The following is a 13,148-nucleotide window of genomic DNA, read 5'->3' as shown; positions in this document are numbered from 1 at the left end:
AGTTTCACTATGACCACCCAGGCAATCCAGCCGCAGTTCCGGCTCGAGCAGAAGCGCAAGATCATCGCCGACTTTCCCGGCCCTAAGTCTACTGAGCTGGCCGCACGCCGCGCGGCTGTGGTGGCGAAAGGGGTCGCCTCCGGCGTGCCGGTGTATGTGGCCGACGCCGACGGCGGCATCATCCACGACGTCGACGGCAACTCGTTCATCGACCTCGGCTCAGGCATTGCGGTGACGAGCGTCGGGGCGTCCGATCCCGCCGTTGTCGGTGCCGTCAAGGAGCAGGTGGAGCACTTCACCCACACCTGCTTCATGGTGACCCCCTACGAGGGCTACATCGCGGTCGCCGAGAAACTGGCCGAGCTGACCCCCGGGGACTTCGAGAAGCGCACCGTGTTGTTCAACTCGGGTGCCGAGGCGGTCGAGAACGCTGTGAAGGTGGCGCGCCTGGCCACCGGCCGCACCGCCGTCGCCGCGTTCGATCATGCCTACCACGGGCGTACCAACCTCACGATGGCGCTCACCGCCAAGTCCCTGCCGTACAAGGGCGGTCCTGCCGGTGACTTCGGTCCGTTCGCATCCGAGGTCTACCGGTTGCCGATGAGTTACCCGTTCCGCGAGGAAAACCCCTCGATCACCGGTGCCGAGGCAGCCCAGCGCGCCATCACCATGATGGAGAAGCAGATCGGGGCTAGTTCACTCGCCGCGATCATCATCGAACCGATTCAAGGCGAGGGCGGCTTCATTGTTCCGGCCGAGGGCTTCCTGCCGGCGCTGGCCGCCTGGGCCAAGGCCAATGGGGTGGTGTTCATCGCCGATGAAGTGCAGTCAGGCTTCTGCCGAACGGGCGCCTGGTTTGCCGTCGATCATGAAGGCGTAGTGCCCGACATCATCACCATGGCCAAGGGAATTGCTGGCGGTATGCCGCTGTCTGCCATCACCGGCCGCGCGGACCTCCTCGACGCCGTCCACCCCGGCGGCCTCGGGGGCACCTTTGGCGGCAACCCGGTGGCCTGCGCCGCAGCACTTGCGGCAATTGACACGATGCAGGAGCAGGATCTTGGTGCCCGCGCGCTGGCGATCGAGGAACTGGCGACGTCCCGGCTCCGTGCGCTGCAGAAAGACCTGGGAGCCGAGTCGATCATCGGAGAGATCCGCGGCCGGGGCGCGATGCTCGCGCTCGAGTTCGTGGTGCCCGGGACGAAGACACCGAACCCGGAGGCCACCAAAGCCATCGCTGCGGCGTGCCTGCAGGAAGGCGTCATTATCCTGACCTGTGGCACCTACGGCAATGTGGTCCGGCTGCTGCCGCCGCTTGTGATCGGTGATGAGCTGCTGAACGACGGTCTCGACGTCCTCGAGGCGGCCATCCGCGCCGCGAAGTAACGGCACTCTTTTCCATGGCGCGGAGATGACGGCGTCAGCTCGTCAGCTGCGCCCGGAGACCCGCGATAAGGGCTTCAAGGCCGATGGTGAAGGCTGAGTCGGCGGAATTGGCCTGCGAGGTGTTGCGGCGGCGAACGGCTGCAGTGAACCGCGGGTAATCGGGACCGAGACTGCCGGACTCGAAAATGTCCTCGGGAGCGGCGACGTCGAACGCCGAGCCGAAGATGAACGATTCGAGCGCCACGATGGCCGGGATGATGCGATCCTCGGGCCACCCGGCGTCGAGGAATCCGGTAGTCACAGCCTCATACATGGCCAGCGTTTCGGGGGCGCCGGTTACCGGCAGGACCGCGATCACCGAAATCAGGGGGGCGTGGGCGGCGAACACGCCCCGGTAGGACCACGCCCAGGCGCGGACCGCCTCTTCCCATGGGGCCGAGGCGAACGAGCTGAAATCTACCTGGGCCATCACCCGGTCCTCGACCCACCGCAGCACCTCCTGCTTGGATTCGGCGTGGTTGTACAAGGCAGACGGCGCCACCCGGAGACGCTGCGCGAGGGCCGACATGGTCAACCCCTCATACCCCTGGCTGGCGATCAGACCGAGCGCCGCGTCGGTGATTAGGTCCTGCGACAGCAGCCCACGCGGTGGTCGACCCGCCCGACGACGACTGGTCGGCGCTCCCACAGTTCCCATAGCCGCTCCTTCGCTGTCCCGTGCTGGGGAATCAGTCTACTGCGCCCTTTTCAAACCGGGACAGTATCGCTACAGTATTCCTAGTAAATGAATGACGTTCATTTTGTGGCGTGGGCCATACCGTGTGTGAGAGGCAACTGTGGAGTATTTGGAACGTGACGTAGTGATCGTCGGAGCGGGGCCGTCGGGCCTCACCGCGGCATGGGAGTTAAGTAAGGCAGGGCTCAGCGTCGCAGTCCTGGAGGCGCGAGACCGCGTCGGTGGACGCACCTGGACCGACACCATTGACGGTGCCGTGCTGGAGATCGGCGGCCAATGGGTGTCCCCGGATCAAACAGCACTCAAGGGAATGCTCGCCGAACTTGGACTGGACACCTATGACCGGTACCGCACCGGCGACTCCGTGTACATCGGCGCCGACGGCACCCGCACCCGCTACACGGGCGACATGTTCCCCGTGTCGGCTGCCACCGAAGCTGAAATGAACCGACTGATCGAACTGCTTGATCGGCTGGCAGCAGAGGCCGGCCCCGAAGCCCCCTGGACCCACCCCGAGGCCAGGGCTCTGGACACCATTTCCTTCCACCACTGGCTCCGCCAACAGTCACCCGACGAGGAAGCCTGCAACAACATCGGGCTCTTCATCGCTGGCGGGATGCTCACCAAACCAGCGCATGCCTTCTCCACCCTGCAGGCGGTACTGATGGCAGCCTCCGCCGGTTCCTTTACCAACCTCGTCGACGAGAACTTCATCCTCGACAAACGGGTCATCGGGGGCATGCAGCAGGTCTCGGAACGCCTCGCGGACCGTCTGGGTGACGACGTCGTCCTGGGCAGCCCAGTCCGTACCCTGCGCTGGTCCGACGACGACGGCGTGACCGCAGTCTCCGACACCGTGACCGTCCGGGCCCGCCATGCCGTGATGGCAGTTCCACCGAACCTGTACTCGCGGGTGTCCTACGAACCACCTTTGCCCCGCCGCCAGCACCAGATGCACCAGCATCAGTCCCTGGGGTTGGTCATCAAGGTCCACGCAGTCTACGCGACACCGTTCTGGCGAGCCGACGGTCTGTCCGGCACCGGGTTCAGCGCCTCATCGATTGTGCAGGAGGTTTACGACAACACCAATCACGAGGACTCCCGCGGAACGCTGGTCGGATTCGTGTCGGATGAGAAGGCCGACGCCATGTTCGCCCTGGACCCGGCGGCCCGCAAACACGCAATCCTCGAATCCATTGCTGGATTCCTTGGACCGCAGGCGCTCACCCCCGAGGTCTACTACGAGTCGGATTGGGGCTCAGAGGAATGGACCAGGGGCGCCTACGCCACCAGTTACGACCTCGGCGGCCTCCACCGCTACGGTCCGGACCAGCTGACCCCCGTCGGCCCGATTCACTGGTCCTGTTCTGACCTTGCGGCGGAGGGCTACCAGCACGTTGAGGGAGCGGTCCGCATGGGTCAGCAAACTGCCCGCAACATCATGAGCATCGCAGCCGAGGGAGCATGATCCGCATGGATTACATCGTCGGGTACACGGCTGACGAACGCGGTCGCGACGCCGTTAGCCTCGCCGTCGCGCTCGCCCGCCGCCAGGACGCCAACCTTCAGCTCGTGATGGTGATGCCGGAGCATTCGCCTTACAATGCCGTCTACCCTCCCCAGCGGGGATTCGAAAGCATCCTCTCGGCGCAGTTGCAGGAATGGTTGGCCGAAGGCCTCGCTCTGATTCCCGACGACGTCACCGCCCGGGCGCACGTCATCAGCGCCGACTCGCAGGCGGGTGGCCTTATTGATGCCGCCGTCGATTCCGGCGCTTGCCTGATCATTATCGGAGCGAGTTCCCGCGGGCTGAGTAAACGGTTCAACGTGGGCAGCGTCGCGGGCACTCTCCTTCACGCCTCGCCGGTGCCCGTTGCATTGGCACCCCAGGGTTATCGACACCTCGACCCGATCACCAGGCTCACCTGCGCCGTCGGTACCCGGGAAGGTGCCGACGAGGTCATCGCCGTCGCCGTCGATTCCGCTGCCCGGCGGGGACTGCCCTTGCGCCTGGTCTCGCTGGTCGCACTCGACCCGGCGACCGGCACCGACGGAGCCGCGGACGCCGCAGCCGTGGAGGCCGCCCACGAGCATGCCAACACGAGGTTGGCTGAGGCCGCAGCGTCGCTCGCCGCCGGCGGCCAAGTCAGCGTCGAAGTGGTGCACGGCGCTACCGTCGAGGAAGCAATCGGGGTGCTGGCCTGGGACGAAGGCGAAGTCCTGCTGGTCGGATCCAGCCGACTGGCTCAGCACAGCCGCCTCTTCCTCGGGGTCACCGCCAACAAGATCCTGCGCGGGCTGACCGTACCGATGGTCGTTGTCCCGCGCGGCTACGTATCTACCGAGGATCCGCCGCGCCAGCCGGAGCGGTTCGTCAACAAGCGCTCCGATGCCGGAGAGGGCATGGACGTCCAACCCACCGAGGTGAAGCAGTGAGCACTATGCGTACGAAGAATTCCGCCACCGGACTGAGCCAGAAAGGCCTGAGCTCCGGATCTGTTGGCTTGCTTGGTGCTGTGGTGATTGGTGTGTCATGTATTGCGCCGGCCTACACGCTGACCGCGGTGCTAGGCCCCACAGTCGCTGAGGTGGGTGTGCAACTGCCGGCCATCTTCCTGGCCGGATTCATTCCGATGCTGCTGGTCGCCCTCGGCTACCGCGAACTAAACAATGCGATGCCCGACGCCGGCACCTCCTTCACCTGGGCCACCCGAGCGTTCGGGCCCTGGATTGGTTGGATGGGCGGCTGGGGGCTGATCGCTGCGACGGTGATTGTGTTGTCGAATCTGGCGGCCGTCGCCGTCGACTTCTTCTACCTCATGCTCGCCCAGCTGACGGGTAACGAGTCCTTGGCAGACCTAACCCTCAATCTGCCGCTGAACATCGCCACCACCCTGATCTTTGTTGCACTGGCCTGCTGGGTCTCGTATCGGGGTATGGAGACCACGAAGGCGGTTCAGTACGTGCTGGTGGGCTTCCAACTATTGGTGCTGGGCTGGTTCGCGATCGCCGCGTTTATCCACGTGGCCAACGGCACTGCCTTCGATGCCACGGCCATCAGCCCCGACTGGTTCAACCCGTTTGCGGTCGAATCCTTCTCAGCCTTCGCCGCCGGTGTATCCCTGTCGATCTTCGTCTACTGGGGCTGGGACGTTACCTTGACCATGAACGAGGAAACCAAGGATCCAGAGCGGACTCCCGGCCGGGCAGCGACGCTCACCGTCGTGGTGATCGTGGTGATCTACCTGACTGTTGCGCTGGCCACCCTGTCCTTTGCCGGGGTCGGCGACGGCGAGTTCGGAGCCGGAAACGAAGACAACCAGGGGAGCATCTTCGCTGTACTAGCGGGGCCCGTGATGGGGCCGTTCGCCATTTTGATGTCTTTGACGGTGCTAAGCAGTTCGGCTGCCTCCCTGCAGTCAACCTTCGTCTCACCTGCTCGCACCCTGCTCGCGATGGGCCATTACCGAGCGCTACCCGCGAATTACGGCAAGATCAGCCCCACCTACAAGTCCCCGAGCTACGCCACCGTCGCCGCGGCCATTGCGGCTTCAGCGTTCTATGTGGTCACCAGGGTGGTGTCCGAAAACGCTCTGTATGACACCATCACCGCGCTTGGCATCATGATCTGTTTCTACTACGGGATTACCGCGATGGCCTGCGTCTGGTACTTCAGGGCAGTCGCATTCAGCAGTGCCCGGAACTTTGCATTGAAGTTCCTCGCACCGCTGCTGGGTGGCGTGATCCTGCTGGTGATGTTCGTGAAGACGGCAACCGACTCGATGGACCCTGGGTACGGCTCAGGATCGGAAATTGGAGGAGTGGGGCTGGTGTTCATTCTCGGCACCGGCGTGATTCTTCTAGGCGCAGTCCTGATGGTGGTCATGTACCGGGTCAATCCCGGCTTCTTCCGCGGCGAGACCCTCCGAAAGGGAAGCGCGTCGGCTGACGTTCGGTAGCGACGAGCCCGGCGGCCAGCGCGAAGCCTGCCCTGGCCGCTGATCGCGATAAGGTTGCGGGAGCAGATCTGCGGCGGTACTCCCGATGCGCCGGTCAGCATCCGAACCGGAAGGCACGCAGTATGCGCTATGTAGTGGGCTTTACCAACAACGATCGTGGCCGCGACGCGTTGGCTTTGGGAACGTCGTTGGCGCGGACCCAGGGTGCGAGCATCGACCTGGTGACGGTCCTCGACCGGCCCCAGGATGGCAGCGTCGGCGCCGGGACCAATCGCGCGCTCGCCGCTTTGGAGGAAGCCATCGCGGGGGTTTCCGGCGGCGTCGAGGTGGTGCCCCATATCAAGTTGGCCGACTCCTTCGCTGAGGGCCTGTTGGAAGTGGCAGCCGATCTTGACGCCGGATTGATCGTCATTGGGGCCGCCAGTAATGGCCTGCTGCGGCGGTTCACCGTGGGCAGCGTGGCCAACGCGGTGCTGCACTCCTCCCCGGTGCCAGTGGGATTGGCGCCGCGCGGCTACCGCCACCGTGACCGGATGACCAGGCTCTCCTGCGCCGTCGGCACCCGTGCGGGCGCCGAGGCGGTCCTGGACGTGGCAGTCGACTCAGCAGCACGCCGGGGAATGCCACTACGGCTGATCTCCCTGGTGGCACTCGACGTCAATGAGCAATCTGACTCCGGCGAGGCAATTAATCTGGCACACCAGCATGCCAACTCGGTGCTGGCCCGCGCAGGGGAGCAGCTCCCCGAAGGGCACCAAACAACGATTACTGTCGCCCACGGACGCACCATCGAGCAAGCCATCGATGACATCGAGTGGGATCCCGGAGAGATTGTCTTTGTTGGGTCGAGCCGCCTCGCGAAGCGCAGCCAACTGTTCCTGGGGTCGACGGCCAACAAGATGCTCCGCGCGCTGCCCGTTCCGATGATTGTTGTCCCCCGGGACTGGAATCTCCCCGCCGCCTAGAACTTCGCCGCTAGGCGGCGGCGGTTTCCTCGACCGGAGCTGAACCGCGGGGCCGGCGCGGCCTGGCATTCTTGCGGACCGAGTGCAGCATGTCGATGGTGAGCATTGCGAGGGCCACCCAGACCAGCCCGAAACCAACCCAACGTTCAAGCGGCATGTCTTCCTTGATCACGAAGAGCGCCAGCAGGAACTGCAGCACCGGGGCAAGGTATTGCAGGAGCCCGATGGTGGTCAGCGGCAGCCGGCGCGCCGCCGCGCCGAAGAAGATCAGCGGGACAGCCGTGATGACCCCGGACGCCGCCATGATCCAGAAATGCCCCGGGCCTTCGGTCAGCACAGTCGCCGTGCCGGTGGCTGTCAGCCAGATCATGATGCCTGCCGCGATCGGGGTGAGCACGGCGGTCTCAATGCTGAGGCTCGATACCGCGTCGACCTTGGACCCAACCCGCTTTTTGACGAAACCGTAGAAACCAAACGAGAAGGCTAGCGTCAACGCAATCCAGGGCACATTGCCGTAGCCAATCGCCAGCACCACCACCGCAACGATTCCGACGCCGACCGCTGCCCACTGCAGCCTGCGCAGCTTCTCGCGCAGCACGACGACGCCGAGCAGCACCGAAACGATCGGGTTGATGAAGTAGCCAAGAGCTGCTTCGATGGCGTGGCCGGTCGTGACACCGTAGGTGTACACGAACCAGTTCACCGCGATCAGCATGGCTGCCAGGGCCAGCGTGCCAAGGATCCGTGGGTTCGTCGCAGCGGTGTGGACGGCCCGCCAGGACTTCATCACCGTCAGGAGTAGAGCGCAGAACACCAGCGACCAAAGAACGCGGTTCGCGACAATTTCGATTGCGCTGGCGGGCAGCAGGATCAGGAAGTACAGGGGGAGCAGACCCCACAGGCCATACGCGCCGACTCCGTACAGGATGCCCGTCGAGTTTTCGCTCCGGGGCTCGCGCTTGCTTGTGGTTTCGGTAGGGGTCACATCGGCTCGAACGCCGGTCCCGTCCAATTTATTCCAGCGGACACCGGTTTCGGTGCTGGCGGCCGCGGGGGAGACCGTCATCACAGGTTTAGACTGCACCTCGTGAGGCATTTAGAATAGGAAACTGTGCGCTAAACGTGCGTCTCTTTTAGTCGACTAGGAAGAAGGCCAATCAGTGTCCAGCTCAGCTGCGGGTCGTCCGCTGCGGGTAGCGATCATCGGTGCCGGTCCGGCAGGCGTGTACGCCGCCGACATTCTGACGAAATCCCAGGAAGTTCAGGGGGGCGATTTCGCCGTCAGCATTGACCTTTTCGACCAGCACCCGGCACCCTATGGCCTTATCCGCTACGGAGTGGCGCCCGACCATCCGCGGATCAAAGGCATCGTCAACGCGCTGCACAAGGTATTGGACCGCGGCGACATCCGGTTCCTCGGAAACATCAACTACGGCCGTGACCTCACCCTGTCGGACTTCCGCAAATTTTACGACGCAGTAATCTTCTCCACCGGTGCAATCAAGGACGCGGAACTGGACATCCCCGGCGTCGGTCTCGAGGGGTCCTTCGGGGGCGCCGAATTCGTCTCCTGGTACGACGGGCACCCCGATGTGCCACGCGATTGGCCGCTGAACGCCACGGAAATCGCCGTGATCGGCAACGGCAACGTCGCTCTCGACGTCGCCCGGGTGCTCTCCAAACACGCCGACGACCTGCTTGTCACCGAGATCCCGGACAACGTATACGCGGGACTGAAGGCCTCACCCGTCACCGACGTCCACGTCTTTGGCCGCCGCGGCCCGGCGCAGGTGAAGTTTACTCCGCTGGAACTTCGCGAACTGTCCCACTCCCGCGACGTGGACATTGTGCTTTACCCGGAGGACTTCGACTTCGACGAAGCCTCCGAACAGCAGATCGCCAGTAACAACCAGACCAAAACCATGGTGAAGACTCTCACCAACTGGCTGGTCGACGACGAGCCGACCGGCGCTTCCCGCCGGCTGCACCTCCACTTCCTGCACTCTCCGGTCGAAATCACCGATTCGCCCGAGACCCCCGGCAAGGTAGCCAACATGAGGTTCGAGCGCACCGAACTCACCGGCGAGGGCACGGTCCGCGGGACCGGAGAGTTCATCGATTATCCAGTGCAGGCGGTCTACCGGGCCATCGGCTACTTCGGCTCCGAGTTGCCCGAGGTCGGGTTCGACAGCCAGCGCGGCGTCATCCCCAACGAGGGCGGGCGCGTCATCGACCAGGAGGGCGCCCCCGTCCCTGGGATCTATGCCACGGGCTGGATCAAACGCGGTCCGGTGGGCCTGATTGGCCACACCAAGGGTGACGCCCTGGAAACCATTGGGTTCCTTCTCGAAGACCGTCTGAACCTCCCGCCGGCCCAGGACCCGTCCGAAAACGCCATCATCGATCTGCTCACCGAGCGGGGAATCCGGTACACCACCTGGGAGGGTTGGCTCAAGCTGGACGCCCACGAGCTGAAGCTCGGCGCCAACTTTGTGCACGACGGCGGCGCCAAGGCCGAGCTGGTCAGGGAACGTGTGAAGGTGGTTCCCCGGGACGAGATGATCGCCATCTCCCGCGACGAGTAGCCGAGCAGATGGACTAAGGGGCACCGCAACGGGGAAAACCTCTCGCGAGAACAAGCCGCTTAGGAAAAACCCGCGACAGAGGGTCAGCACCGGCACTAGACTGATCCCACCCCACCGGCGGGGAGACCATGAAGCGGAGTGTCGATGACGCAGCAGCAACTGCCGAGTCCGGGGGGACTCATGTCGAGGACCCTGCAGCAGTACGCCCACCGTGCGCACGAACGGCTTGGCAGCGCCACGCCCTACGGCGTGCGGACTCTAGTCGGGGAATCCTGGCTGCGCTCTCTCAAGCATTTGCCCGACCCCGACGTCGTCCAGGCCCCCCTGTTTTACTCGGATGACGAACTTGAGGCCTACCGCCTCGGCCACCCCCTTGCGGCGGTCCTGCCCATCATTCAGAAACTTCTGGTCCAACCCTGCATCGGCAGTGGCCTGCTGGTAGCCGTCGGCGACGAGAAGGGACGGCTGCTGTGGGTCGACGGCGATCGGGAACTGCGACGCCGAGCCGAGGGCATGATGTTCGTTGCCGGATCCGATTGGTCGGAGCGCGCCGTCGGCACCAGCGCTCCCGGCACCGCGTTAGCGCTGGGGCGGAGCGTGCAGATCGCTGGAGCCGAACATTTCAGCCGCCAGGTCCATCCCTGGAGTTGTACTGCCGTCCCCGTCCACGACCCGGATTCGGGAATGGTGCTCGGGGTCGTCGATATCACGGGGACCGACGACGCGGTCGCCACCCACACCCTGTCCCTGGTGGAAGCCACCGTCGCAGCGGCCGAGGCCCACCTCAGCCTGCAGCGGCTGCAGGCCAGGCAGCCCGCCCGAAAGCTGGCCGCCACAAAGGCGAACCCGGTGTCTCGGGAGGGCCTGCGCATCCTCGGACTCGACCACGGTGTCCTCCAGATGGGACGTAGATCGGTCGAACTCAGTGCCAGGCATGCAGAGTTGGTAACCCTCCTTGCCCTGCATCCGGACGGGCTCAGTGCCGAACAACTCGCCGCCATGGTCTACCCCGAACACGTTTCTGTCACCACGGTGCGTGCCGAGATGCTGCGGCTGCGACGCGTCCTTTCGCAGCAGTTGCCCTCTTTGGTCCCGCGCTCGCGGCCCTACCGCATGCCCCGCGAGGTGTCGGTCGACGCGTCCCAGGTCTTGGACTACCTGCAGCGTGGTGCCCACCGGATGGCATTGAACCTCTATCGCGGGCCGGTGCTGCCCCGGTCTGAGGCGCCTGCCATTGTGCGGCTCCGCACCGAGGTCAGTTCGCTGCTCCGCGAAGCAGTCCTCAACGACGGTGCGGCCGACGCGGTCCTGCAGTACCTTCAGTTGCCTGAGGCTAACGACGACGCCGAGGCGTGGACTGCAGCGCTGAAAGTGCTCCCGCCACGGTCGCCGCGGCGGGCGGCCGTCGTCGCCCATGTCGAGCGCCTGGAAGCCGAGCTCAACCTACCCTGACCGGAGGTTCGGACGCGGTAGCGCTGGTGCAACCCTCGTGCAACTGACGCCTGCCTACACTTCGGGATAAGGACGATGACGTCCTCCTCGGAACCCAAGGAGTTAAACAAATGACTGTTTACGCCCAGCCTGGCCAGGATGGATCCAAGATTACCTTCAAGCCACGATACGAGAACTGGATCGGCGGCGAATGGTGTGCCCCGGTCAAGGGCCAGTACTTCGAGAACATCTCCCCAGTGACCGGCAAGGTTTTCTGCGAGGTAGCGCGGGGTACCGCCGAGGATATTGAGCTGGCCCTGGACGCCGCCCATAAGGCTGCTCCGGGTTGGGGTAAGACGTCGGTGGCCGAGCGTGCGGCCATCCTCAACCGGGTCGCCGACCGGATCGAAGAAAACTTGGAAATGCTGGCGGTGGCGGAAACCTGGGACAACGGCAAACCCATCCGTGAGGCGCTTGCCGCCGACCTGCCGCTTGCCGCCGACCACTTCCGCTACTTTGCCAGCGCCGTCCGCGCGCAGGAGGGTCGCCTATCCCAGCTCGACGACGACACCACCGCCTACCACTACCATGAGCCACTCGGCGTGGTGGGACAGATCATCCCCTGGAACTTCCCCATCCTGATGGCCATGTGGAAGCTCGCCCCGGCGCTTGCCGCGGGTAACGCCGTCGTGCTCAAACCCGCAGAGCAGACGCCGACGTCAATTTTGGTGCTGATGGAGCTCCTCAGCGACATCCTCCCGCCCGGCGTGCTGAACGTGGTCAACGGGTTCGGTGTGGAGGCTGGCAAGCCACTGGCGTCGTCGAAACGGATCCGCAAGATCGCCTTCACCGGTGAAACCACCACCGGCCGGTTGATCAGCCAATACGCCAGCCAGAACCTCATTCCGGTCACCCTCGAACTCGGCGGCAAGAGCCCCAACATCTTCTTCGGCGACGTCGCCGAAAAGAATGATGCGTTCTACGACAAGGCGCTGGAAGGATTCGCCCTGTTCGCGTTCAACCAGGGCGAGGTCTGCACCTGCCCATCCCGGGCCCTGGTGCAGGAGTCGATGTATGACTCCTTCATGGCCGACGCCGTTGCCCGCACCGAAAAGATGATTCAGGGCAACCCGTTGGACACCGACACCCAGGTGGGCGCGCAGGCCTCCAACGACCAGCTGGAGAAGATCCTCTCCTACTTCGACATTGGACGTCAGGAAGGCGCCAAGATCCTCACCGGCGGTGAACGGATCACTCTGGACGGCGACCTGTCCGAGGGCTTCTACGTAAAGCCCACCATCTTCGAGGGCACCAACGCCATGCGGGTCTTCCAGGAGGAAATTTTCGGCCCGGTAGTCTCGGTAACCCGGTTCAGCGACTACGCCGAGGCGATGCAGATTGCCAACGACACCCTGTACGGGCTGGGTGCCGGCGTCTGGTCGCGCAACGGCAACGTCGCGTACCGTGCGGGACGTGAAATCCAGGCCGGGCGGGTCTGGGTGAACAACTATCACGCCTACCCAGCCGGTGCTGCGTTTGGCGGGTACAAGTCCTCGGGTATCGGCCGCGAGAACCACACGATGATGCTGGACCACTACCAGCAGACCAAGAACCTGTTGGTGAGCCATAGCGAAAACAAGCTGGGCTTCTTCTAAGGAGAAGCCATGACAGTCGAAGCCACCATTGTGCTGCCCGGCGAGGACTTCTCCCGGGTGGCCCTGACTGAGCCGTCGGTGCAACTGCTCAGGAAGCTGTGGGACCTCCACGGTCCTCTGATGTTCCACCAGTCGGGTGGTTGCTGCGACGGTTCGTCGCCGATGTGCTACCCAGCCGACGACTTCATCACCGCAGAGGCCGACGTCCTGCTTGGCGTGCTGGATATCGGTCCGGGATCGGGATCGGGAGAGCCAGCTCAGCCGATCGAGTTCTGGATGTCCCGTGAACAGTTTGAGTACTGGAAGCACACGCATCTGACTGTCGACGTGGTGCCCGGCCGAGGTAGCGGATTCTCGGTCGAAGCACCAGAAGGAGTGCGGTTCCTTATCCGATCCCGGCTGATGTTCTAACTGGCACCTCTGTTCGCCGT

At 64.2% G+C, this 13,148-nt stretch carries 11 protein-coding genes; 9 read left to right on the top strand and 2 right to left on the bottom strand.

What is annotated here, in order from left to right; genetic code table 11:
- The first annotated feature begins 9 nt into the window (after positions 1 to 9).
- Positions 10 to 1,386, top strand: a complete 1,377-nt coding sequence (gene gabT / locus ACX80A_RS02735) for a 4-aminobutyrate--2-oxoglutarate transaminase (RefSeq protein WP_459258137.1) — start codon at positions 10 to 12, stop codon at positions 1,384 to 1,386.
- Between the two features lie 34 nt (positions 1,387 to 1,420).
- On the opposite strand, the gene ACX80A_RS02730 is transcribed toward gabT, so the two are convergent.
- Positions 1,421 to 2,083, bottom strand: a complete 663-nt coding sequence (locus tag ACX80A_RS02730; protein WP_459258136.1) for a TetR/AcrR family transcriptional regulator — start codon at positions 2,081 to 2,083, stop codon at positions 1,421 to 1,423.
- A 139-nt stretch (positions 2,084 to 2,222) separates the two neighbouring features.
- Between ACX80A_RS02730 and ACX80A_RS02725 the strand changes: the two genes are divergently transcribed.
- The 4 genes from ACX80A_RS02725 (at position 2,223) to ACX80A_RS02710 (ending at position 7,046) form a co-directional block, all read left to right on the top strand.
- Positions 2,223 to 3,590, top strand: coding sequence for a flavin monoamine oxidase family protein (locus ACX80A_RS02725; protein ID WP_459258135.1), 1,368 nt, complete (start codon positions 2,223 to 2,225; stop codon positions 3,588 to 3,590).
- Between the two features lie 5 nt (positions 3,591 to 3,595).
- Positions 3,596 to 4,558 carry a universal stress protein gene (locus ACX80A_RS02720; RefSeq protein WP_459258134.1) on the top strand — a complete coding sequence of 321 codons (963 nt, stop codon included), beginning with the start codon at positions 3,596 to 3,598 and terminating at the stop codon, positions 4,556 to 4,558.
- 5 nt (positions 4,559 to 4,563) lie between these two features.
- Positions 4,564 to 6,081, top strand: coding sequence for an APC family permease (locus ACX80A_RS02715; RefSeq protein WP_459258346.1), 1,518 nt, complete (start codon positions 4,564 to 4,566; stop codon positions 6,079 to 6,081).
- Between the two features lie 122 nt (positions 6,082 to 6,203).
- Positions 6,204 to 7,046 (top strand): universal stress protein, encoded by an 843-nt coding sequence (locus ACX80A_RS02710; RefSeq protein ID WP_459258133.1) that lies wholly within the window; start codon positions 6,204 to 6,206, stop codon positions 7,044 to 7,046.
- A 10-nt stretch (positions 7,047 to 7,056) separates the two neighbouring features.
- On the opposite strand, the gene rarD is transcribed toward ACX80A_RS02710, so the two are convergent.
- The gene (rarD, locus tag ACX80A_RS02705; RefSeq protein WP_459258132.1) at positions 7,057 to 8,112 is read right to left on the bottom strand and encodes an EamA family transporter RarD; all 1,056 of its coding nucleotides are present in this window, start codon (positions 8,110 to 8,112) and stop codon (positions 7,057 to 7,059) included.
- Positions 8,113 to 8,206: 94 nt separating this feature from the next.
- On the opposite strand from rarD, the gene ACX80A_RS02700 reads away from it, so the two are divergent.
- From ACX80A_RS02700 to ACX80A_RS02685, 4 genes are all read left to right on the top strand, one after another.
- Positions 8,207 to 9,631 carry an FAD-dependent oxidoreductase gene (locus tag ACX80A_RS02700; RefSeq protein WP_459258131.1) on the top strand — a complete coding sequence of 475 codons (1,425 nt, stop codon included), beginning with the start codon at positions 8,207 to 8,209 and terminating at the stop codon, positions 9,629 to 9,631.
- A 144-nt stretch (positions 9,632 to 9,775) separates the two neighbouring features.
- Complete coding sequence (locus tag ACX80A_RS02695) at positions 9,776 to 11,083, top strand: GAF domain-containing protein (protein WP_459258130.1); 1,308 nt, start codon at positions 9,776 to 9,778, stop codon at positions 11,081 to 11,083.
- A gap of 110 nt (positions 11,084 to 11,193) precedes the next feature.
- On the top strand, positions 11,194 to 12,717 hold the full coding sequence (gene exaC, locus ACX80A_RS02690; protein WP_459258129.1) for an acetaldehyde dehydrogenase ExaC: 1,524 nt from the start codon (positions 11,194 to 11,196) through the stop codon (positions 12,715 to 12,717).
- Between the two features lie 9 nt (positions 12,718 to 12,726).
- Entirely contained in the window at positions 12,727 to 13,128 is a 402-nt protein-coding gene (locus tag ACX80A_RS02685; RefSeq protein WP_459258128.1) for a DUF779 domain-containing protein, read from the top strand.
- Positions 13,129 to 13,148 lie beyond the last annotated feature (20 nt).

This window comes from Arthrobacter sp. TMN-50 (genome assembly GCF_054511125.1).
Note: the sequence above shows the minus strand (reverse complement) of the source record. Positions and strands in the feature narration are given on the sequence as shown.